Origin of the sequence: Bacillus sp. BR3(2024) (assembly GCF_039134555.1) — a bacterium.
Classification (GTDB): domain Bacteria; phylum Bacillota; class Bacilli; order Bacillales; family Bacillaceae_G; genus Bacillus_A; species Bacillus_A cereus.
This window is the reverse complement of sequence record NZ_CP152438.1, coordinates 311,086-332,780: the sequence shown is the minus strand read 5'-3', so window position 1 is coordinate 332,780 and position 21,695 is coordinate 311,086. Positions and strand designations below refer to the sequence as shown.

Below are 21,695 nucleotides of genomic sequence, written 5' to 3'. Positions count from 1 at the left end.
AGGATAAATAAAAAAGGTCCTTAACAATTTATTAAGGATTGCGGAGTAACACCGCAATTTGAGTTGGAACCCAATCAGTTTGTAGAAAATAAATTACGATTATGATAGTAATTGTATTCCCAAGAGCAATGTTTCAATGAATTTTAACATATCTGGGGGTACCGCCACATCACTATCAAGCTAAGGTCATACAACATCAATCATAGTAGAGGTTGTTTCTTTTTTTCTAAAGGCTACGTGTAGGCGATTTAAAGATTTGCATACGAAATAAACCCTAACGGGTTTCATTTTTTTGATTTAAGCCGCTTGATTATCTGACATGGTACAATTGTAAACGACACCTAATATATCAAAGACTGTTTTCTTCTCATATCTGTGAGATTTTCGCCCGTTTTGCTGTAGGAGGTTGAACAGGCGAAGTAACACCTTTGATAGCTCTTGGATGTCTTTTTGTATCGATTGGAAAAGAAGAAAAAAGTAATCTTTAATCATATATATGGCCTTATATTCACTCAGTTCTTGTTTCTTTTTCATAAGAAGTAATTGCCGCATTTGAAACATGGTAGAAGAACAAAGTAGAATGGCAATCAGTTGCCCATACAAATGGCATTCTAATCGTTCTCGTTTTATCTTTTTACAATGATGAATATGAAAGAATGATTTCCATGTTTTAAATAAAATCTCGATTTGCCAACGTAAAGAATACCAATCATGTACTTGTCCCATCGGGACAATATCTATAGGGGTATTTGTCATATATACATTGATACCGCTAAGTCGTTTACTACGAGCAGAATACTTCATTCCTTTCTTTTTTTCTCTTACCGTTTGATCGTCTAATCGTTTTTGTTGTTGTTCTTTTGTTAGTCGATGAACAATCACACGAGTTGGTACTTTATCAGTCATTCCTACATAAGCGTCGGATATTTCATACGTTTGTCTTGGCTGAAGAGAGTTCATTAAGACCTCCATATCTATCTGTATATACTCCGTACCTTTTTTGATTCTTCCATCTCGAAAATAATCAGGATTGGGATTTTTTTGATAAATACGTGTATTCGATTTGATACGAGAGATATAGTAAGCCTTTTGATCTTGTATATGTTGAAGATCTTTCAAATGAAAATACCCTAAATCTCGGATACATAGATCATTCGCTGCCACAGTTGGGACACACAAAGAACCGTAGGTTCGATCATGTTGTTTACCTGGACCTGTATGAATATGAAGGAATTGTCCACTTAATAAATCATACTCAAGCTGTATCTTTACTCCCGCTGTATGACTGCATCCTCCCGCACCAGGATAAATTGATGAAAATGTATCCGGAAGTTGAAATGCAGTTGAATCTAAAATACGAATACGCTTGAAAACAGAAGTATATGGATAAGAAATTGGCATAGATGAGGTCAGTTTTTTGTTTAGTAGTTCAGCTAATAGGTGTTGTAAAAATTGAACAGCCGCTTTATTAAATCGTTGATTCAAGCCCTCAGGGCTGATAAGTACTTCTGTTGATGCTTCTAAACAGCTAGATAGCTGAGTTAAAGAAGTCATAGCTACATTTTGGCTCACCCATACACATAAAGCGACTAAATCTTTTGCTTGGTACTTACTGGTTCGTTGTACAAAGCCAACATCTCTAGCAACATCCTGTAAGTCATTCGGAGATAAAAACCTTTGAATCTCTTGAGCAAATAGTTGTAATTCATCAGATACAGAAATAGACATACAAAAACGCCACCCTTTCCCATGTTTATACAGAAAGAATAGCGCATTTTTTTCATTTGAGGGGAGAACTTTGTTTGATTAGTTTAATAGCGATTGAGTAGCACCAAAGCGTTTAAGAAAAACTGTCCAACAGTTATTTGTTAGGTATTCTATATTTCAGTTAAAAAGAATTTTTAAAAATCAGTACGTTTATAAATTTTCACCGTTAAGAAATAAGATCCGATAAATATAAGAATGGTAATGATTGAAGCAAATGTAATTAGTTGATTAATAGTAAATTGTGCAGTAACGCTATATACAAGGCCAGTAATATTTACATATGCCTCAATTGGTCTCCATAAAACAACACATACAGGAAAAATAATGCTGACAGCAGCCATCAAATATTTATTGGTAAAGCGATAGAAAAATGGTAAGTAGATAGACGTAAACAACATGACAGTAAGAACACTAACCATAATTGTTTGTGGAGTTTCAATTTCAACTCCATAATTCGGGGATGCAAATTGAATTACTGCTTGAATCAATAATGAGAATAGAACTACTAGAATTGTAAACAACACTGTACCGATATATTTTGACATAATAATTTTATTTCTACTATAAGGCAGGCTATTAATAAATTTGTGACTATTATTCTTTTCGTCGTAATAATGTAGATTTATCATATAAGAACCAGCTACCAAAACGACTATGAACCCAAAACTTCCAAACGTCCCTATAAAAAAGCATATACCAAGTAGATAGAATAAGATCATTAATTTTTGCAATCGAAAATCCTTTAATATTAAATTATACATATTGAACATTCCCCTTTTTTGTATAGTACATAATATCTTCTAATGTCGCTTCTTCAATTAATACATCATTCCCTAATTGTGTACGTGAACGGCTGGCGTTACTTGTGAGTGCTTCAAATCCCACGTTTGTTTCACGAATCCCAATTAATTGTTCTCTGATTTTAGGCGTAAGCAAGGATTTATCCCCTTTTACAGTTGCATATTCTTCAGAAATACTGTGTATATCTTTTTCAAACACAATCTCACCATTATGAATAAATACAATATAATCAGCAATACGATCTAAATCAGTGGTAATATGCGTGGAGAAAAAAATTGTTTTATCTTGATCAACCATTAAATTATAAAGGATGTCTAAAAGTTCTCTTCGGAATACAGGATCGAGTCCAGATGTCGGTTCATCCATAAGTATAAATTCAGCATGGTGTGAAAGTGCAAACGCTAGGGAAGTCTTCATTTTCATCCCTGTAGACATCTCTTTCATTTTTATGTTAGTCGGTAACTCAAAGCGCTGTAAGTAGGATTGGAACTGATTCTCATCCCATTTCTTGTATGCTGGAGCAATGAATTTTTTCAGTTGGTAAATTGTCATATCTTCATAATAGATATTGTCATCGTAAACGAATCCTATACGCTCTTTAATAGAAACCTGGTCCTTTTGATGATCTTTACCAAAAACTGTGATATCCCCGCTATCCTTGCTAATAAGATCCATAATAAGTTTAATTGTCGTACTTTTCCCAGCACCATTTGCGCCAATAAATCCCGTTACAAAACCCTTTTTGATGTTGAACGATGCATTTTTTAAAGAAAATCCCTTATATGTTTTTGAAACATTTTTCACTTCTACAATGTTCTCCATATTTATTCCTCCTCATAAATACAATTAATAATTTGTATTAACTCATCCCTTAATAAATGATTAGCCTTACTCTCTCGAACGATTGTACTGAACTTTTCACGTATTGGATCAATTGGTTCATCCGCTCGTTGTTTCTTTGTTTGTTTTGCAACAAAAGAGCCTTTTCCTACTATAGAGTAGATGTAACCCGCTTTTTCAAGTTCTTCATACGCTCTTTTTGAAGTAATAACACTTACTTTCAAGTCTCTTGCTAATGAACGCATAGAAGGTAACGAATCATCTACTTTCAATGTTTCATTTGATATTTGTAATATAATTTGATCAATGATTTGTTGATAAATAGGTGACTTAGACTTATTAGATAGTAAGATTTTCATGATTCAACTCCTTGCCTCTTAAATACTTATGAACACATTATACACAATGTACACAATATATACAATATATACATTTGGGGGCGATGTTAATTTTTCATATAGGATACCGTCATATTGATATAAAGACGTTATCCTTTCCTATGTGTCCAGAGATAATAAAGTTATTTAAAAAATGCTGGTCATGTTATTCAACAATTGAGCCGTTTAATTGAATAAGACTACACAAAAAGTCGCTTTCCCTTACGTAAGGAAAGTGACTTTTTAGCTTGATTTCCTCCTTGTTATCAAGCTAGTTATTTTAAGTTCCTTTGACAAATTTTAAAAATGTTGTTGACTATTCAGTTGAACTGTATTACGTTATTATTAAGTTGAACTATATAGTCGAACTGAATAAAGGATGAGGATATGAAACATAAATTATTACCGTTGTCTGAAACCATGCATTATATTTTATTAGCTATGCGTGAGCCACTCCATGGCTATGCCGTAATGCAGAAGATAGAAAAGATAAGTAACGGTACTGTTATTTTAGCGGCTGGTACATTATACGGTGCGATTGAAAACTTAAATAAGCATGGTTGGATTGAACCTGTTGGAGAATTGGGTCGAAGAAAAGTTTATATGATTACTGCAGAAGGAAGCGCCATTTTAAAAATGGAACAAAAAAGGTTATTACATATTTTATCCCTATACGAAGGAAGTGAATCTAATGAAGAAATTTAAGATGTTTTTTGATATTGAAAAAGAGGAGCAATGGCTGAACGAGCAATTACAAAAAGGCTATCGTTGTACAAATATTAGTGGATTAGGAATATACACTTTTGAAAAAACTGACAAGAGATATGTTATGCGACTTGATTATCAAGATTATTTACCTAAGAAAAAGTTGGCTGAATACAAAGGGATATATAAGGATTTCGGTTGGAACTATATAAAGGGGGCCTGGCTTAGTGGAATACGGTATTGGCAAAAAGAAGATAATGATCAAAATGAAATCTTCTCGGATCGCCAATCAAAGGATAATTATTATAAAAGATTAATGGGTTATTCATTTGGGTTTGGTACGTTGTGTTTAGCTTATTCTTATATGTTTTACAAGAATTCGGGATTATATCATGAAGGCCTTTGGAGTATGAAAGATTCATTATTTTGGAAGGCATTTTTATTTGAAACTCCATTTGTCCTTGTGAAGTTGTCTCCCGCACTTCTGTTTGTTTTTTTAGGTAGCAGTTTCTATAAAGTTTATCGAAAGTATTCAATGTTAAAAGAAAAATAAACGATTTTGAAATCTTCCAAGATCGCGCGCTATTGTTGAATAAACCTTAGTTTTCCAAACGACTTTATTGTTATATTTTTGAGTACAGTGAAGTATCTTATATCGAAAATTAAATAACAATATTTTAACCCCGTCCTAAATTTAGTACGGGGTTATACTTGTTTTAGATATTAAAGTTAAATAACTTTATTGTCTTTATACATTATAATTTCACAGAAAGAATAACGTCTTTTTCACTTTAGGGGTATTTTGTTTTGTTAGCTTGATAGCGATGGAGTAGCACCAACAAAACGCGAATTTCGTACGCTAAGGGATGATCGGCTTTTTACTATTAATTGCTTAATTAAGAAAATGTTTTAGACTGAAAGGGTGCTTTCCATACTTGAAAACACCTTTTTTATATGAATTCTGTTAAAGTTAGATTTTTACTTAGTTAACAGTAGCTCCTAGTTAGTTTAACTGCTACCAGTAATACTAACTAGAAATTATAAAGTATACGTTCTCCATTCAGGAAAGGTAGACAATGTTTTGTACATAACAAAGGCATTCGTTCTTTAATCCATGGATGAATCTGTATTTCATATGTAGAAAAAATAAGAAAAGCTTGAGCTTCACACTATGTGAAGGTTTACAATAAGACAGAAAAGGGGGGGGAAGCTATGCAAAAAATAGCATATTTATGTTTGAGTGCGGTACTATCAACATCCGTTATCGGTGGTTGTTCACAGGGTAAGGGAATTGAGAAAGTTCAAGCGAAGGAGGTTGAAAAAACACAGAGTGGAGAAGTAAAGAAAGTAGAGGCTCAAAAAAAAGTGGGGAAATACACAATGCCAGATGAAAAAGGCAAACATGAAGGAACATGGCTACAGTGGCCACATGAATTTACATATGGAAAAGGTTATCAGCGAGAAGTAGAGCCGATTTGGGTCGAAATGACACAAGCTTTAAGCGCAGGAGAAAAAGTTCATATTGTTGCTTATGATGAGGAAGAAAAAGAAAGAATTCTAGAGCTTTTAACATATGAAGGGGTAAATATGGGGCAAATTGACTTCTTTATTTCGCCTACTGATGATGTATGGGCTAGAGATACGGGACCAATCTTTGTTTACGATCAAGACAAAAATTTAAAGATATTAGAACCAGGATTTAACGGATGGGGTAAGAAGACACCTTATAAAAAAGATGCTCTACTCCGTGAGAATCTTAGCAAACAGTTAGGTGTGGAAAGAATTGATTGGCGTAAATTTGTGCTGGAAGGCGGCGCAATGGAATTAGACGGGAATGGCTCTGCCTTATTAACTAGAAGTGCTGTGACGAATAAAAATAGGAACGCTAAATTGTCAGAGAAGGATATTGAGACATATATTAGCGAACTTGGGGTAACAAATTTTATTTGGTTAGATGGTGTACCTAACTTAGAAATTACCGATTTTCATATTGATGGATTTGCTAAATTCTACGATAGATCAACTATTATTACATTAAACAAAAAAGATTTAGCTGAATGGGGTACACCAGACAAAGATATTAATAAATTGCTGCAAGCAAAAGATGCTGCAGGTAACAAGTACAAGTATGTATATCTTCCGCTAAGCAAAAATAATGTTACTTTAGAAAGTGGGAAACAGCTTGATTATAAAGGCTCCTATATTAATTATTATATAGCGAATGGAGTAGTCTTAGTTCCTAACTATAATGATCCGAATGATAAAATAGCAAACGAGATGATTCAAAAACTATATCCTGATCGTAAAGTGGTGGGGATTGATGTAAGAGAGCTTTATAAAAATGGTGGCATGATACATTGTGTTACGCAACAACAACCGATTAATTTGAAATAATATATTTATAAGTTTCTAGTGAAGTTTTCTATTTCATATGAGAACCTATTTATCCATTGGATAGGTAAAGATAGTTAGATATCTTTACCTATTTTGCTGTATCTTTATGATGTACTTATTTAATTCTGATAAACCAAAAGCAACACATTCAAAGCTTCAGTTAAAATTTTATCTTTTATGTAGCTTCAAATCTAAATAAGTATTTCTTTTTAATCTTCTTGATTGTAAAGACCTTCAAGGAATGTTTTGAAATTTGGAGCTAATTCCAAGATGAAAATATCTTCTGCCCATTCTAAATCAATAAAAATGATAAGTGGTTCTTCGTTCGTATGTCTGTAATCCATTGCAATCCACGTATGTCCGTCCCCACATATAAGTAAAAGATCTTTCGGTAATTCCCATTCTTCTATGTAATAGTTATTCGATAGGATACCTTCTTCTTCAATTCCGTTAATGTATTCAACATTTACGTGGTCCTTAGTCCAACTTGTTGGAGCAGTTGTCGGAAAATCTTGATAAGTTATATATTCTCCATTTTGGATCTTACACAAATCAATATAAGCATTTGACAACTTTACGCCTAATTTTTTCAGTATTTTTAACCATAGTATCTGTTAACTTCACCTTTTCTTTATCAATATCCCATATGTTTTTCAACTAAATTTATCTCCTTTTAAACATCTAAAAATATAGTTTTAATGTTTAAATATCAAGATACAAAAAACAGTATAAATGTGAGTCATTTCAAATTATATGATAAAATCAAAAGCTCATTAATATTTTTAATCTTGCCATTTTAGCACTTCCTTCGCTTTTTTCTGGAAAACAAGTAACAAGGGCATTCTATAAGTATTATTCTTCACATGTATCATAGAGAAGATGAATATTTTGGTTTATATAGTCTGGATGATAGCTATGACTTGGCTAAAGATGGTGTTCATTTTGATTTAAGTGAAGTTATAAATACATATATTGAAACGTTAGGCGTTTACAGTAAGTATTTTAGGGGATTTGAAACGCTGTATTTTAAATTAATGAAAAATGAGTGGGTTAGATTAAAAAGAATTGAAAAAAATTAAACTGTTTTATGAGTAATCTGAGCATAGGAGAGTCGGATATAGAATCAACATCAGAGGCAGTCATACAACTGAATATTCGAAGCGGATTACCCTATTGAAATAGTTACCGCTTCATGTGAATTTTGGAAAGATGACTTTCTCTATAAGTGAGGAGGTTTGTACAATGGTACAAAAAATTTGGAATCAAATTAAAGGATCAAAAAAAGAAGCTACGAAAATCCAAGGCTTTGATATTGACTTAAACCAAGAAAGTTTAACACGTATTGACCGACTTGTAGATCGTTACGAGTCAGAAATTCTTAGTCAACTTGATAGTGCATATATTCAACAAACAAAGTGGGCAGATCGACTAGCTGATAAAATTGCTCAATTTGGAGGTAGCTGGCGATTCATCACCTGGTTTGCAGTGTTTCTTGGTGCCTGGATTATTTGGAATAGCCTGTCTATCACAAAAGGAGCACATTTTGATGCTCCGCCATTCATTTTATTGAACTTATGTTTATCTTTTATAGCAGCGTTTCAGGCTCCTGTTATTATGATGAGTCAGAACCGTCAAGCGGCGCGTGACAAGCATGAATCTGTCATTGATTTTGCGATTAATTATAAAGCAGAGCAAGAGATTGATGATATGCAAAGTCATCTTCACCGTATAGAAGGTGACTTAAAGGAAATTAAGGATTTATTGAAACAATTAAAAATCGACTAAATATAGTATCTTTAAAAATCAAAAAGCTAATCGTCTATCTAAAAAATATAAATAGACGATTAGCTTTTTTTATATTATTTGTTTGTATACATTTCAAAAATAAACTCTTGATAACGAATGGTATCCATCACACTAAGATTTTGAAATATCTCCAAAATGAAAATTTTATATCCCTACGGTTATTTATGAGAATTTAATTCATCTTTTTTCGTTTTGGGGTACAATGAATTCCTTAGCTTGATAGCGATGGGGTACCGCCACATCACTATCAAGCTAAGATTTTAAAGTACTCTCAAAATAAAATTGTTATTTCTCTACAGTTATTTATGTGAATTTAGCTCGTTTTTTCTTTTTTACAATTCTCCTTTTGCATTGAGCATAGACGTGTTCCCATGCTTTTCAAGATGACATTCTCCCCAAGTACATAAAGAATCTAGTATAGTATTTAGAGAACAGCCATACTCAGTTAAAGAATATTCTACTTTAGGAGGTACTTGGTCATATACTTTTCTTTGAATTACACCATCTTCTTCTAGCTCACGTACCTGTTGCGTAAGCATTTTTTGTGTAATACCAGGCATTAAACGTTTTAATTCACTCGTTCTTTTTTTTTCTTTTTTAAATGACAAAGTATAACAACTTTCCATTTCCCACCGATAACTTCTAAAGTTGCCTCCACAGGAATATTGTATTTTTTCATATAAAATCTCCTTACATAATTTTATTTTTGAGCTAAACTATTTGAAATATACAATTGTTACTTATTAGTATCTATATCACTTTAAAGTACGTACTTTTTATTGTTTTAAACATGTTCCATAATAACATATGTAAGAGGCAAACGAGTAGTACGATACTAAAAAGTAACTATGGTACTTTTTAATGTCTATAATACTTTAAAGTGCGTACTTTTCATTATATTAAATACACATCACAATAGCATGTGTAAGGAGCAATTGAGAAATACAGTATTAAAAAGTATCTATTCTATTTTTTATAACTATCGTACTTTGAAGTGCATGCTTCTGTGACTGTTCAAAACTTTTATAGTGCATTTGATCGGTCATGCCTTTTCACATTAATTTATATTCATTAATCATTTTTTAATATATTTTAGGAGGAGATTTTAAATGAAAGATTTATTAAAAGGTACACTTGGTTTTGGTACGGCACCACTAGGTAATATGTATCGTAGCATTCCGGAAGAAGAAGCAATGGCAACAGTAGATGCTGCTTGGGATAATGGTGTTCGTTACTTTGATACGGCTCCACTTTATGGATCTGGTTTAGCAGAGATTCGTCTTGGTGAAGCATTATCGAAAAGAAATCGTGATGAGTACTTCTTAAGTACAAAAGTAGGTCGAATTATTTCAGATGTATTGGAAGATCCATCTACACGTGATTTAGGTGAAAAAGGCGGACTTTTCGAATTTGGTCGTAAAAATAAAATTATCAACGACTACAGTGCGGATGCAACTCTTCGTTCTATTGAAGATAGTTTAAAACGTTTAAAAACAGATCGTTTAGATTTTGTTTATATTCATGATGTAGCACAAGATTTTTATGGAGATGAGTGGATTTCACAATTTGAAATTGCTCGAACAGGAGCATTCCGTGCACTTACTCAATTGCGTGATGAAGGTGTAATTAAAGGGTGGGGCCTTGGAGTAAATAAAGTAGAATCAATTGAACTTATGCTGGACTTAGAAGAATCAAAACCAAATGTTTCTTTACTAGCTGGTCGCTATTCATTATTAGACCACGAGCGTGCGTTAGAACGCGTAATGCCTGCGGCTGTAAAAAACAATATGGACATTGTTGTTGGTGGACCATATAGCTCAGGTGTTCTTGCTGGAGGAGCTCACTTTGAATACCAAAAAGCGTCACCAGAAATCATTGCAAAAGTTAATAAAATGAAAAACCTTGCAGATCGTCATGGAATCAGCATTAAAGCTGCTGCTTTACAATTTGCATTGGCTAATCCAGCAGTTGCTGCTGTTATTCCTGGTGCAAGTAAACCGGAACGAATTGCAGAAGACCAAGCTGCATTGAAAACAGTAATTCCGGTAGCATTCTGGGAAGAAATGCGTGAACAAAAATTAGTTGCAGCTAATGCACCACTACCAATTAACGTTAAATAAAAAGGAGAGTAATGAAAATGGCAAATACTATTACATCTATTGAAATTCCAGCTTCACCTGAACAAGTATGGCAATTAATTGGAGGTTTTGATGCACTTCCAGATTGGTTACCGTATATTCCTAGCAGTAAAGTAACGGAAGGCGGACGTGTACGTCATTTAGCAAACCCTGATGGCGATGCGATTGTAGAACGTTTAGAAGCATTTAATGAGAAAGAGCGCTACTACACATATTCAATTATGCAAGCGCCATTCCCTGTGACGAACTATTTATCTACAATCCGTGTTAAAGAAGGTAAAGATGCTAACACATCATTAGTTGAATGGTCTGGTAATTTCACTCCTGTAGAAGTAAGTGATGAAGAGGCAATTAATCTGTTCTATGGAATTTATAAAGATGGTCTAGAGGCATTGCAAAAAGCATATCTAGGTTAATTAAAGGATAGATTAAAAAACTGATCAAACATTTGAAAGGCTGCAGTATAACAACTGCAGCCTTTTTATGATTATGAGCGTTGATGTATATCGGGGACTAAACTTTAACTGTAGAGGATTTTTGTAAAGTAATTTTGCTCATGAAACGAATACATCTGGATAAAAAGGCTATCAGGGATCACCATACGTGCCCATCAACTTAAGAGTTCAGAATTAACCCAAAACGAAAAAATGAGCATTTTGTTACAAGTTAGTATAAAATGTCGTTCTGGGGTACTATAAAATTTTAGGTTGATGGACATGTGGGGAGATTCCATTGTCATCAACCTATTTTATTATTTTCGTTTCTATTTACTTATATTTTCATTGTTACTAAATCCTATTTCACTAGTAATTTGTCTATATCCAAGGTTGCCTCGTGTGAAAATAAGAATAAGCAAAGCAACAAAGCCCAATCCTATCCCTACAAATAAATCCGAATCTTTTAAAACAGAGCTGGTGGAATGAGCTTGTACCAAGCTAAACGTATTTACACTCGTATGAACTAGCATGACAATAAATAAGTTACCGCGATGGCAGTTGTAGACCCAAGTGAGAATGATTGAAATCGGTAAACACATCAAAATAAAAATTGGCAAATGAATATATAGGAGAGAAAGGTCAGAACCTGGTCCACCCCTTTGTGCAACGGTTAAGAAATGTGGAAGATGCCAAAAAGCCCACAAAACGCTAAGTAGTAATGTAGCTTTAAACGGTCCAAACTTCGATTGTAATCGAGGCAGAGCGAAACCGCGCCATCCGATTTCCTCAGGTAAGGGTCCACCGAGAAAGAAAGTAACTACAAAAGAGATGAGATAGGTTACAAAAAATTTAGAAGTAAAGCTATGAAAAGTAGGTATCCCTCCATTTAATATCACCATACCTAGAAACATTACTGCCGGGATAAAGATGAGAGTAAAAAAGTACCACTTCAAACTGACTTTAGTAGATATGATGCTTTTTCTAACTTTTTTCCATGACTCTTTGCCTTCAAGAGTTCGAAACATGATATATGCTGCTAACATAGGGCCTACAAACGCATTGGCAACAAAGAAAATATCAAACGCTTTTGTTTTAGGGAAAATACCCCATTGGGATAAGATAAATGGAATTAATACAACCCATGAAAATAAATATGCCATTACAAAAAATGAAGTTAACGGATAGGATTCTAAATACTTTCTCAGACCTGTTGATGAGTCTTTTGATTTTGTTAAATACTTCAACATAATCCCCCCTTCAAGTATAAAATACTGCGATATTTGTTAATTCTATATACTTTCATAAAGAACCTTTTTGATGTGATAAAGTTAAGCTTTTTGTAAGAAAGGCGCGATACGTTACCAAAGAAATATACAAATTTCTATAACAGTTCCCTTCATTTCTTTGTCTACCTTGAGTGCATCTAGGGGTAGCACCACACATCCATCAACTTAAGGTATATGTTTATAAAAAGATAGATATTTCCATTTAGTTTTTCATTATTTTTTATAGATATCCTAAAAGTAGGCATATCAAATAAACCCTGACGGGTTACAATTTTTTCACTATAATTATGCTACCTGATGAATGGAAGTGGTATACTCATAGACAACACCCAAAATATCAAAGACTGTCTTTTTCTCGTATCGATGAGATTTTCGTCCGTTGTGCTGTAGGAGGTTAAACAGACGAAGGAGAACCTTTGATAATTCTTGGGTGTTTTTGTGTAATGCTTGGTAAAAAAGTAAAAAATAATCCTTAATTATGTACATCGCTTTATATTCACTTAGCTCTTTCTGTTTCTTACGTAATAGGAGTTCTCGTATTTTAAACATAGTAGAAGAACATAATAGAATACTAATGAGTTGCCCATAAAGATGACATTCTAATCGCTCTTGTTTAATAGATTTACAACGATGAATTTGAAACCAAGATTTCCATATTTTAAATAACAGCTCAATTTGCCAACGTAATGAATATAAATCATAGATTTTCTCTTTTGGTACCCATTCCGTAGGAATGTTTGTCATATATACCGTAATACCTTGTAAAAGCTTCGTGCGCTCTGTATATGTAATTCCTTTTTTCTTTTCGCGAATAGCTCGGTCACGTAGGCGTTTTTGTTTTTGCTCCTCGGTACACCTATAAACTACAATACGAGTAGGCAGTTTGTCTTTACTCCCTACATATACATCGTGTAATTCATACACTTGGCCAGGTTGTAGTTGTTTCATAATGTCTTCCAAATGAATTTGTATATATACCGGTTTTAATTGAGAGGATTTTGTTTTAAATACCACTGTTTCGAACTCTTTTCTATATATTTTAGTTGGTAACTTAAGACGAGATAAATAATACCCCTGCTTGTCTTGAATAGACTTAAAGTCTTGTAGACGAAAATATCCTAAGTCATGAATATACAGCTCATTCTTTTGTATCATGCCTGTTCGAGTCGCACCATACGCCTGATCACTTCGTTTTCCTGGTTCAATTTTCACATCAGAAAATTCTCCACTTAACAAGTCATACTCTAGTTGAATTTTCACACCAGCTTTATGACTACATCCTCTGGCACCAGGATAAGTAGATGCGAATCGATCTGGAACTTGAAAGGTTGTAGAATCAAGGATGCGAATGCACTCAAAGTAGGAAGAAAGAGAATGAGAAATCTTAGATACGCCTCCAATTTTAGCTTGTAGAAGTGTAGTAAATACAGTTCGAAAGAAGGCTACAGAAGCCGAGTTAAATCGCCGATTAAGTCCTTCCGGACTTAATAAAACTCCTGTTGAAGTTTCTAATCGACTACATAGTTGAGTAAGAGAGGTAGTAGCGACTTGTTGATTTAGCCATACACACAAAGATAAGAAATGGTGCCCGTGGCACTTACGTTTTCGTTTCATCCCGCCTGCTTCTATGGCTAATTGATTAAGTGTAGCGGGAGACATATATCGATATAACTCTTCAGCAAATAAAGATAATTCCTGTTTTTGATTCATATTCATAAAAAGCACGTCACCCTTTCTCATTAACATAAGAAAATAGTAACGTGCTTTTAACTTCAAAAATAGTCTAAATCCTTAAGTTGATGGATGTGGCGTATTGCCACATCGCTATCAAGCTAATAAAATAAAATTCCCCCATCGCCATCAAGCTAAGATTTTTAATTACCCCCAAAACGAAAAATTTATCTCTCTACAGTTATTTATGATAAATTAATCGAATTTCTTTTTTTCAACAGATGATTAATTTTTAAAAATTATCCTCAAAGGTTAGGATTTTACAATAACTTTTATGAACTATTAATACTTCATAAAAGTTATTGTGAATTTTGTGAATGAGTGTTTTGGTTTTCTACTTTAATAAATCCATGATGAGCTTCGATAATTGATTTTGCTAGTGCTAAGCCAATTCCAATGGACCATTCTTTATTAGAATTTTGTGTTTTGTAAAATCTATCGAATATATATGGAAAATCTTCTGATGCAAAAATAAAGTAAAAGAGAATAAAGTATATATATTCCTAACGGAATCATATCTTATGCTACAAGTTCCAACAATTGATGGACGAATTGGTTTGTCCAATTCAGGGCCATACTGATGAACCCAACGTATAATTATGGTATGAGAAATGGTAGCGTCTTTTTTCTTATCTTTCTATGCAATCATAAATCATTTATCTCGAAAAAGTGAGTGGGGAAGAGAGCGAATGAAAATCATAACGCGTCAGCTTATTTCAATGATATTCTTGTCTTTAATTAAATTAGTCTTTATATCTATTCATAGTGTGTACTTTATACTGTCCATTGGCGTTAATTACAATGGTAATATAAAAAAATAAACTATGGAACAAATGAGACTTGTATCATGTCTATATATTGAAACCATATTAAAAGTGAGGGCAGTTTTATGTTTATTCAAATAAATTTGAGGTGTGGAAATGGAACAGAAGTTTATTAAAAAATGTAATCATGATGAGCTGGACTATGTTATAAAAGACTATTGGCAAGATGTATGGAATTATTCATTTATTATTACGAAAGATCCACACTTATCAGATGACATCACACAAGATGTCTTTATAAAGGTTTTTAAACATTGGCGTTCGTTTCGAAAGGAGTCATCTATTAAAACGTGGATATTAAAAATTACAAGAAATACGGCAATAAACTATTTGAAATCCTCTTATTTTAAAAGGATATCTTTAGTGGGATTTTTTAGTGACGATAAGCAATCTCCATCGGCAGAAAGAGAATTTTTTAATCAAGAGGAAATGAATGAAGTGTGGGATGTTGTATTAAAATTACCTAAAAAACATCGTGAAATAATTATATTGGACGCGAAATATGAATTATCTTATGAAGAAATGGCTGAAACATTAGACGTATCAATTGGAACAGTCAAATCTAGATTAAGCCGAGCGAGAAGTAAGGTTTCAAAACTAATAGGGGAGGATAGAAGTGATGAACAGTAAAAAAAATCCTGATTGGTATAGCAAATTAAAAAACGGTCCAATGGAGAATCGTAAAGATGAAGAAGAATTTATTTATAAAATAAAGCAATCGATAGCCCAAAATAGTGAAGTAGATTCTGAAACATTTAAGAGACCATTTCGTAAAAAAGTATTGCCTATTGTAGTTGTTTTGGTTTGTACAATGTTATTTTTTATTGTTCAACAACCTTGGTTTGATGATAATAAATCACCGGTACAAAGTAGTACTCAAATTAAGTCGAAAACAAAAGATGAATCTGATCAAGATCCCTCACTAAAACAATTTATGTATGACTTATCTCGAATTACAAATTCAAAAAATGAAAATGACCTGTATAGAGCGTTAAATGATGAAGTTCTATTTAAAGGGAAGAGTTATAAGAAGGATGAACTGAAGTTTGATGATGATATTTTTCATGAGTTGCAAGTCGCTCTTACAATGGGGGGAGAATTTGTGAATGATACGAAGAAAGTTTACAAAGTGCCAAGTGGATCGACAGAAAGCAATCAATCAAATCAAGCACACTTTATATATGCAACTGTTACTGGAAACAAAACGAAAATTTTAGCTGAACCAAACCGAGAATCACAAGTTTTATATGAAGTATCTAATGATATGGTAAAAGCTTGGATCCCAGAAAAATTGCAAAATAATGGATATATAAAAATATCGACTATTAACGGTGATACTACTGGATATGTACAAAAAAAGTATGTTTTAACTGATATTAAATATTCTTTCATGTTCGAAAAGAATCATGAAGGTATATGGAAAATAACGAATATAGAATCTATATGGTAAAAGAGGAAGGTTCACTTTAATGAACCTTCCTCTTTATTTTTATTCTCTTTTTGAAGAGTATCCCAGGAATCTAAAATTTCTGCTGTAACAAGAGCGGCACTATTCTTTTCTGAATTACCACCAGGAATAACAACAGAAATGGCGATTTGTGGATCTTTGGCAGGAGCATATGCAATGAAAAGAGAATGATTTATCATTCTTTCTTGCTCATTCGGAAAACCTGTAATACCTGTTTTACCTGCGACGTCAAAGGGCAACTTTTTAATTTCCTCTATATTTTGACTCATTCCACCTTGTACGACACTCCAAAAGTTCATCGGGTAACGATTTGAACTTTCTAAAATTGGTTTAAACTTTTTTGTTTCCTTACCGTCCGGACTAATAATTGCACTTACAGTTTGAGGTTTATATTTATCACCTTTATTTGCCAAAGTTGCTGCATATTGAGCGAGTTGAAGAGGGGTATGAACTTCATTTCCTCCCCAAGAGGCGTTTAATAAAGCGGAGATTCCATTTTCAAACTTATTAGATGGATGGAATTCATATTGTCCGTCTTCTTCAAAGGGTAAATCAATCCCGGTTTTAGAACGTAGGCCGAATTGCATTAAATAATCTGTCCATATATGTGCCACTTTTTCTATATTCCCATTATTTTGGTTGAATAGGGGCAGAGCTACTTTTGCTGTCATAAATGTGTTAGATGAATTAATGATAGCCTGCCTCGGTGTAATCTCACCTGTTGGCGTTCCAGGTGCATTCGTAATGTTATTTTGATTATCATACTGAAAAGTCCCTTTATCTAAATAAGTATCTTCGGGTTGGAAAAGCTTTTCGTTTAATCCAATTAAAATAGTGAGTGGTTTTATAGTAGAAGCCATATTTACATAAGATTCACCATACTTTAATTTTTGAATTGCTTTATTTTGCGAAAGAGAGTTAATGTTTTCTTTTCTAGAAGATACACGTGTATTTAATATATTTGGATCAAAAACTGCCGTGTTGGCCATAGTTAAAATTGCGCCAGTTTTTGCATCGCTTACTACAGCATAACCAGCTTTAGCGTCAGGTGTTTTCTTAATTTGCGATCTTAATGCTTCTTCTGCCTTTTGCTGCAACTCAGAGTCTAAAGTTAGCCGTACATCTTTACCTTTTTGTACTTTTTTAATGTTCCATAAGAACTTTTTATTATTCAATTTAAAAATAAGAGTTTTACCTGGTTTTCCTTTTAAATCATTTTCACATTGCAGCTCAATGCCGCTTTTTCCAACAGCCATATGCTTTGAATTAAGGTCATTTTCTACATACCCAATTACTTGTGAACCAATTTCGTGTTTAGGATAATATCGAACCCATTCATCTTTAATTATTACATTATGGGGTTTGTTTTTGTTTATGAATGCAAGTTCATTCTCAGTTATATCAGAGTATAACGGTATATCATTCATAGTCTGCTTTTTACAAGATTGTTGTAATTGAGATTTTATGTTCTCTGTAGAAATATCATGTTGAAACTCGCTTGAAAATTGATTGAAAAAAGCTAATGTGTTTGATGTATCTTGTGTCGATAGCTTTTCATCATTAGAGGTGCAATATAGAGACTTAACTTTCTTATTTGTAGCTAGTATTACACCATTTTGATCAAAAATCTTTCCTCTTTCAGCTGAAGAAGTTGCGATAGTAATTGAAATGAAGTTGATTTTTAATAAAATTAGTAAAATCAAACCTACAATAGAAAGAACCGCAAAAAATCTCCATCTTTTTGTATGTAACATATAACCCTCCCTTATGTAGCCTATTTCATCTTATATTTAATTATTTTTTTTGTAAATGTGGAACAACTTTCTTATTTAGGTTGTCTATTAAGTATTACAGCATAAAGAAAGGGATAATCAGTATGAAAGGTTATTGGCAAGTCTATTTGTAAGTTTAACAGGAGTCATTATACAGTTGAGCATTTCTAATGTAAGCAACCAAAAAATAGAGAGAAAAACAGGAAGGAAGATTTTCATCGTTTTATTAAAATGAGAGTTCGTTTGATGTTAGGGTTGAGATCTTATCAAACTACAATTCATTGTACAATCAAGCATTTAAACAATCTAATTGAACAAGGTTAGAGGCATGTAACGAGACGTTTTGCCAAATCTGCAGGGTTTCAAAATCTCCGTCATGCTTCACGTTAACAGTAATTGTCATTAGCACAATAGACATTAAAAGAATGATAGTTAATTCAGGTTGTGCTGAAGGTGTACTTGTAGTCTGTAAAGCAGAAAAGATATCTCTTGAAGCTACAATTATATTATTAACCATGTGAGCTATTATAGAAGGGAATAAACTTTTAGTTTTCAAATACATTAAACAAGAAATGATCCCAAATATTGTGGTTCCAAATACATTGCTTAAGTGTAAAACACCGAAACAAATGGAAGAGAATATAACTGCTTTTTTTAACCCGAATTTATAAGTAAAGCGACTAAGAATAAAACCTCTGAACAAAATTTCTTCACAGATAGGAGCAATGAAAGAAAGGGTTATAGCTTTCATTAAAATAAACCACATGCTTTGTGTTTTAACTATTTCGTTTGTATTCTCTAACGAAGTGTTCTTTGGTATTAATGAATATAGATGGTTCCCCCGTTACGAGTAATGAGATAGCTTAATTCATCTTTTATACATTATTTGTAAAAGGACTTGTAGGGATTCTTACAAGTTCTTTTTGTTCTTCGGATTGACGAATAGTAAGTGTTATTGGGGAGACAGCTAACATTTTAAGAGTCTTCATATATACGTATGACAAAATGCTGTAGAAAGCTTAAGAATTCTTAAGAACTTTTGCCCCTTTTTTTTAAGGTTTGGACTCTAGAGTATGATTATGAGTTCAAACCTGTGGGATGATTAGGTATGAAAACAAATCGCTTTCTTATTTCTGTATATAATGCACTAAAAATCAATTGGTGTAGCCATTCCAAGTTCAAGGTTTTTTGAAGACAAAATAATTCAAGGAATTGATTTGAAGAAAGTAAATTACATTGTCAAATATGGACTGAGTACAGGTGCTTCACAGAAAAATTAATTAAAAGAAGAAATCTCAAGACAATTATTTTATTAGTGGAAAATAATAAGGAATTTTATTTTTTACTAAAAGTAAAATTTGAAGAAAAAGGGAACTTATTAATTGTATATGGATCAGTAGTAAATATTGAACAATATATTAGGGAGAACGATATTACGTATATACATTATGTTATTTCTTGTCTTCCGTTTGCAAGTTTATAAAAAAGAGAAGATAGAAATGTTTAAACTGCTTATGTTTGTAGTTTTTCAATACGAAAAAAATGTGGAGGAATAAAATGGAGTCAAAAATTCTTATTGTTGATGATGATAAAGACATTAGAAATCTTATCTCTGTTTATTTGGAAAATGAAGGTCTGAAAGCTCAAAAGGCAGAAGATGCTATAGAAGCTTTACAACTGTTAGAAGAAAAGGAATTTGATTTGATTATTTTAGATATTATGATGCCGAATATGGATGGTATTGAAGCGTGTATGAAGATTAGGGAAGACCGCAATATACCTATCATCATGCTATCTGCAAAATCTGAGGATATAGACAAAATTCAAGGTCTAGCCTCTGGTGCAGACGATTATTTATCAAAACCGTTTAACCCACTAGAATTAATCGCTAGGGTAAAATCCCAATTAAGAAGGTTTAAAAAATACAATACGTCCATAGAACATAATAGAAGCATTCTAGAAATTGGTGACTTAACCGTGAATACAGATGCTTGTCAAGTATGGATAAGGGGAAAAGAAACAAGGTTAACTCCAAAAGAGTTCGCTATTCTCGAACTACTTGCCCGCAACAAAGGGACTGTCCTAAGTGTAGCAAAAATATATGAAGTAGTTTGGAAAGAGGTTTTTTATAAATCAGATAATACAGTCATGGTGCATATTACAAAAATAAGAGACAAAATTGAAGAAGATTCTAAACATCCCATTTATATTAAAACGGTTTGGGGAATTGGGTATAAAATATGAAGAGGGTTAGCTTTAGAAATAAAATAATCATAAAACTTCTTGTTGCTGTTGCAGTTAGTTTTTTTGTTGCGTTTGGTTTAACAATCCTTATGGTGCTATTCGTCATAGATCCATTATTTAAAAAACACGAAGATTTTGGTATGTTTGAATTCAATTTATCATTGTTATTTTTATTCTCGTTCGCAACTTTTAACTTTATAGTAATTTTTTTGATATTGGTTCGAAAGAAAATAGCATATTTGAAGCTCATTTCTGATAATGTGAATGAAATTGCCAATGGAAAACTGGGTTTGACCATTGGGATTAAGGGGAAGGACGAATTGACCCAACTTGTCCAAAATATCAACTATATGTCCAAGGAATTGGAAAATACATTTGAACAGGAAAGACGATTAGAACGTACAAAAAATGAACTCATAACTAACATATCTCATGACTTACGCACACCGCTGACATCTATTATTGGTTATATAGATTTATTAAAAAGAGGGCAATACAACAGTAACACACAATTACAGGAATACCTTGAAACCACGTATTTAAAATCACAGAGACTGAAATATTTAATTGATGAACTGTTTGAATATACTCGTTTATCAGGTATAGATGCTAAGTTAAACTTTAATGAAGTTGATCTATCAGGTTTGTTGGAGCAAATAGTTGGAGAATACATTCCTATATTTGAAAAGGAAAGTTTAATCGTTCAAAAATCAATCACGGAAGAAATAATACCTATCTTCATAGATATAGAAAAAATGGTACGTGTTTATGAAAATCTGTTTATGAATGCGATAAAGTACAGCATAAAACCTTCCGAATTATCCGTATGTCTTGAATTAATAGATAACAAAGCGATTTTGAAAGTATCAAATAAAGTCGAGAAGCCGCCTGTTAGCGATCCAAATAAATTGTTTGAAAGGTTTTTCAGGGGGGACAAGGCAAGAAAAGATGACCAGGGAAATGGTTTGGGGCTTGCTATCTCAAAAAGAATTGTTGAACTTCATAATGGTAATATATATGCAAAATATAAAGATGGCTGGATGTCCTTTATTGTTGAACATCCAATCAAATAGATTGGCTTATGGAATTACAGGTTCCATAAGCT

Annotated in this window: 18 protein-coding genes and 5 pseudogenes; 12 read left to right on the top strand and 11 right to left on the bottom strand. The window is 32.8% G+C overall.

The window, feature by feature from the left end; all coding sequences use genetic code 11:
• Nucleotides 1-297 precede the first annotated feature (297 nt).
• From V7S45_RS28985 to V7S45_RS28970, 4 genes are all read right to left on the bottom strand, one after another.
• A complete protein-coding gene (locus tag V7S45_RS28985; protein WP_342762156.1) occupies nucleotides 298-1,728 on the bottom strand; it encodes an IS4 family transposase in 1,431 nt (476 codons plus the stop codon).
• 173 nt (nucleotides 1,729-1,901) lie between these two features.
• Nucleotides 1,902-2,528, bottom strand: coding sequence for an ABC-2 transporter permease (locus V7S45_RS28980; protein WP_000282505.1), 627 nt, complete (start codon nucleotides 2,526-2,528; stop codon nucleotides 1,902-1,904).
• Nucleotides 2,521-3,390: an ABC transporter ATP-binding protein gene (locus V7S45_RS28975; protein WP_342762155.1), complete on the bottom strand. Its 870-nt coding sequence runs from the start codon at nucleotides 3,388-3,390 to the stop codon at nucleotides 2,521-2,523. The genes V7S45_RS28980 and V7S45_RS28975 overlap by 8 nt, the downstream gene beginning before the upstream one ends.
• 2 nt (nucleotides 3,391-3,392) lie before the next feature.
• Nucleotides 3,393-3,767 carry a GntR family transcriptional regulator gene (locus V7S45_RS28970; RefSeq protein ID WP_342762154.1) on the bottom strand — a complete coding sequence of 125 codons (375 nt, stop codon included), beginning with the start codon at nucleotides 3,765-3,767 and terminating at the stop codon, nucleotides 3,393-3,395.
• A gap of 405 nt (nucleotides 3,768-4,172) precedes the next feature.
• On the opposite strand from V7S45_RS28970, the gene V7S45_RS28965 reads away from it, so the two are divergent.
• The 3 genes from V7S45_RS28965 (at nucleotide 4,173) to V7S45_RS28955 (ending at nucleotide 6,884) form a co-directional block, all read left to right on the top strand.
• Nucleotides 4,173-4,490, top strand: a complete 318-nt coding sequence (locus V7S45_RS28965) for a helix-turn-helix transcriptional regulator (RefSeq protein ID WP_000681018.1) — start codon at nucleotides 4,173-4,175, stop codon at nucleotides 4,488-4,490.
• Nucleotides 4,477-5,043, top strand: coding sequence for a DUF2812 domain-containing protein (locus tag V7S45_RS28960; protein ID WP_342762153.1), 567 nt, complete (start codon nucleotides 4,477-4,479; stop codon nucleotides 5,041-5,043). The genes V7S45_RS28965 and V7S45_RS28960 overlap by 14 nt, the downstream gene beginning before the upstream one ends.
• A 659-nt stretch (nucleotides 5,044-5,702) precedes the next feature.
• Nucleotides 5,703-6,884: an agmatine deiminase family protein gene (locus V7S45_RS28955; RefSeq protein ID WP_139303970.1), complete on the top strand. Its 1,182-nt coding sequence runs from the start codon at nucleotides 5,703-5,705 to the stop codon at nucleotides 6,882-6,884.
• A 209-nt stretch (nucleotides 6,885-7,093) separates the two neighbouring features.
• Here the strand turns inward: V7S45_RS28955 and V7S45_RS28950 are convergent, their stop codons facing one another.
• Nucleotides 7,094-7,456, bottom strand: a complete 363-nt coding sequence (locus tag V7S45_RS28950) for an SMI1/KNR4 family protein (protein WP_242229822.1) — start codon at nucleotides 7,454-7,456, stop codon at nucleotides 7,094-7,096.
• Nucleotides 7,457-7,753: 297 nt separating this feature from the next.
• Here V7S45_RS28950 and V7S45_RS28945 point away from each other — a divergent pair.
• A pseudogene (locus V7S45_RS28945) lies at nucleotides 7,754-7,963 on the top strand (hypothetical protein); the annotation flags it as partial.
• 163 nt (nucleotides 7,964-8,126) lie between these two features.
• The gene (locus V7S45_RS28940) at nucleotides 8,127-8,669 is read left to right on the top strand and encodes a DUF1003 domain-containing protein (RefSeq protein WP_342762152.1); all 543 of its coding nucleotides are present in this window, start codon (nucleotides 8,127-8,129) and stop codon (nucleotides 8,667-8,669) included.
• Nucleotides 8,670-9,022: 353 nt separating this feature from the next.
• Here V7S45_RS28940 and V7S45_RS28935 read toward each other — a convergent pair.
• Nucleotides 9,023-9,369: pseudogene (locus tag V7S45_RS28935) on the bottom strand (helix-turn-helix domain-containing protein).
• 430 nt (nucleotides 9,370-9,799) lie between these two features.
• Here V7S45_RS28935 and V7S45_RS28930 point away from each other — a divergent pair.
• A complete protein-coding gene (locus tag V7S45_RS28930) occupies nucleotides 9,800-10,810 on the top strand; it encodes an aldo/keto reductase (protein ID WP_342762151.1) in 1,011 nt (336 codons plus the stop codon).
• Nucleotides 10,811-10,827: 17 nt separating this feature from the next.
• On the top strand, nucleotides 10,828-11,244 hold the full coding sequence (locus V7S45_RS28925; RefSeq protein ID WP_342762150.1) for an SRPBCC family protein: 417 nt from the start codon (nucleotides 10,828-10,830) through the stop codon (nucleotides 11,242-11,244).
• A gap of 347 nt (nucleotides 11,245-11,591) precedes the next feature.
• On the opposite strand, the gene V7S45_RS28920 is transcribed toward V7S45_RS28925, so the two are convergent.
• From V7S45_RS28920 to V7S45_RS28910, 3 genes and pseudogenes are all read right to left on the bottom strand, one after another.
• Complete coding sequence (locus V7S45_RS28920; RefSeq protein ID WP_342762149.1) at nucleotides 11,592-12,512, bottom strand: type II CAAX endopeptidase family protein; 921 nt, start codon at nucleotides 12,510-12,512, stop codon at nucleotides 11,592-11,594.
• 324 nt (nucleotides 12,513-12,836) lie between these two features.
• Nucleotides 12,837-14,267 carry an IS4 family transposase gene (locus V7S45_RS28915; protein WP_342762018.1) on the bottom strand — a complete coding sequence of 477 codons (1,431 nt, stop codon included), beginning with the start codon at nucleotides 14,265-14,267 and terminating at the stop codon, nucleotides 12,837-12,839.
• A gap of 297 nt (nucleotides 14,268-14,564) precedes the next feature.
• Nucleotides 14,565-14,749 (bottom strand): annotated as a pseudogene (locus V7S45_RS28910) (ATP-binding protein); the annotation flags it as partial.
• Between the two features lie 453 nt (nucleotides 14,750-15,202).
• Between V7S45_RS28910 and V7S45_RS28905 the strand changes: the two are divergent.
• The gene (locus tag V7S45_RS28905; RefSeq protein ID WP_139849782.1) at nucleotides 15,203-15,736 is read left to right on the top strand and encodes a sigma-70 family RNA polymerase sigma factor; all 534 of its coding nucleotides are present in this window, start codon (nucleotides 15,203-15,205) and stop codon (nucleotides 15,734-15,736) included.
• Nucleotides 15,726-16,556, top strand: a complete 831-nt coding sequence (locus tag V7S45_RS28900; RefSeq protein WP_342762148.1) for an SH3 domain-containing protein — start codon at nucleotides 15,726-15,728, stop codon at nucleotides 16,554-16,556. The genes V7S45_RS28905 and V7S45_RS28900 overlap by 11 nt, the downstream gene beginning before the upstream one ends.
• 11 nt (nucleotides 16,557-16,567) lie before the next feature.
• Here the strand turns inward: V7S45_RS28900 and V7S45_RS28895 are convergent, their stop codons facing one another.
• Complete coding sequence (locus V7S45_RS28895; RefSeq protein WP_342762147.1) at nucleotides 16,568-18,328, bottom strand: penicillin-binding protein 2; 1,761 nt, start codon at nucleotides 18,326-18,328, stop codon at nucleotides 16,568-16,570.
• 291 nt (nucleotides 18,329-18,619) lie between these two features.
• Between V7S45_RS28895 and V7S45_RS28890 the strand changes: the two are divergent.
• Nucleotides 18,620-18,730: pseudogene (locus V7S45_RS28890) on the top strand (IS6 family transposase); the annotation flags it as partial.
• 175 nt (nucleotides 18,731-18,905) lie between these two features.
• Here V7S45_RS28890 and V7S45_RS28885 read toward each other — a convergent pair.
• Nucleotides 18,906-19,097: pseudogene (locus tag V7S45_RS28885) on the bottom strand (CPBP family intramembrane glutamic endopeptidase); the annotation flags it as partial.
• Nucleotides 19,098-19,903: 806 nt separating this feature from the next.
• On the opposite strand from V7S45_RS28885, the gene V7S45_RS28880 reads away from it, so the two are divergent.
• Entirely contained in the window at nucleotides 19,904-20,590 is a 687-nt protein-coding gene (locus V7S45_RS28880) for a response regulator transcription factor (protein ID WP_342762146.1), read from the top strand.
• Nucleotides 20,587-21,663, top strand: coding sequence for a HAMP domain-containing sensor histidine kinase (locus V7S45_RS28875; protein WP_342762145.1), 1,077 nt, complete (start codon nucleotides 20,587-20,589; stop codon nucleotides 21,661-21,663). Before V7S45_RS28880 ends, V7S45_RS28875 begins: the two co-directional genes overlap by 4 nt.
• The last annotated feature ends 32 nt before the right edge of the window (nucleotides 21,664-21,695 follow it).

Coding starts and splice junctions, on each gene's coding strand:
- V7S45_RS28985 (WP_342762156.1), bottom strand. CDS start 1,728: ATGTCTATTTCTGTATCTGATGAATTACAACTATTTGCTCAAGAGATT.
- V7S45_RS28980 (WP_000282505.1), bottom strand. CDS start 2,528: ATGTATAATTTAATATTAAAGGATTTTCGATTGCAAAAATTAATGATC.
- V7S45_RS28975 (WP_342762155.1), bottom strand. CDS start 3,390: ATGGAGAACATTGTAGAAGTGAAAAATGTTTCAAAAACATATAAGGGA.
- V7S45_RS28970 (WP_342762154.1), bottom strand. CDS start 3,767: ATGAAAATCTTACTATCTAATAAGTCTAAGTCACCTATTTATCAACAA.
- V7S45_RS28965 (WP_000681018.1), top strand. CDS start 4,173: ATGAAACATAAATTATTACCGTTGTCTGAAACCATGCATTATATTTTA.
- V7S45_RS28960 (WP_342762153.1), top strand. CDS start 4,477: ATGAAGAAATTTAAGATGTTTTTTGATATTGAAAAAGAGGAGCAATGG.
- V7S45_RS28955 (WP_139303970.1), top strand. CDS start 5,703: ATGCAAAAAATAGCATATTTATGTTTGAGTGCGGTACTATCAACATCC.
- V7S45_RS28940 (WP_342762152.1), top strand. CDS start 8,127: ATGGTACAAAAAATTTGGAATCAAATTAAAGGATCAAAAAAAGAAGCT.
- V7S45_RS28930 (WP_342762151.1), top strand. CDS start 9,800: ATGAAAGATTTATTAAAAGGTACACTTGGTTTTGGTACGGCACCACTA.
- V7S45_RS28925 (WP_342762150.1), top strand. CDS start 10,828: ATGGCAAATACTATTACATCTATTGAAATTCCAGCTTCACCTGAACAA.
- V7S45_RS28920 (WP_342762149.1), bottom strand. CDS start 12,512: ATGTTGAAGTATTTAACAAAATCAAAAGACTCATCAACAGGTCTGAGA.
- V7S45_RS28915 (WP_342762018.1), bottom strand. CDS start 14,267: ATGAATATGAATCAAAAACAGGAATTATCTTTATTTGCTGAAGAGTTA.
- V7S45_RS28905 (WP_139849782.1), top strand. CDS start 15,203: ATGGAACAGAAGTTTATTAAAAAATGTAATCATGATGAGCTGGACTAT.
- V7S45_RS28900 (WP_342762148.1), top strand. CDS start 15,726: ATGAACAGTAAAAAAAATCCTGATTGGTATAGCAAATTAAAAAACGGT.
- V7S45_RS28895 (WP_342762147.1), bottom strand. CDS start 18,328: ATGTTACATACAAAAAGATGGAGATTTTTTGCGGTTCTTTCTATTGTA.
- V7S45_RS28880 (WP_342762146.1), top strand. CDS start 19,904: ATGGAGTCAAAAATTCTTATTGTTGATGATGATAAAGACATTAGAAAT.
- V7S45_RS28875 (WP_342762145.1), top strand. CDS start 20,587: ATGAAGAGGGTTAGCTTTAGAAATAAAATAATCATAAAACTTCTTGTT.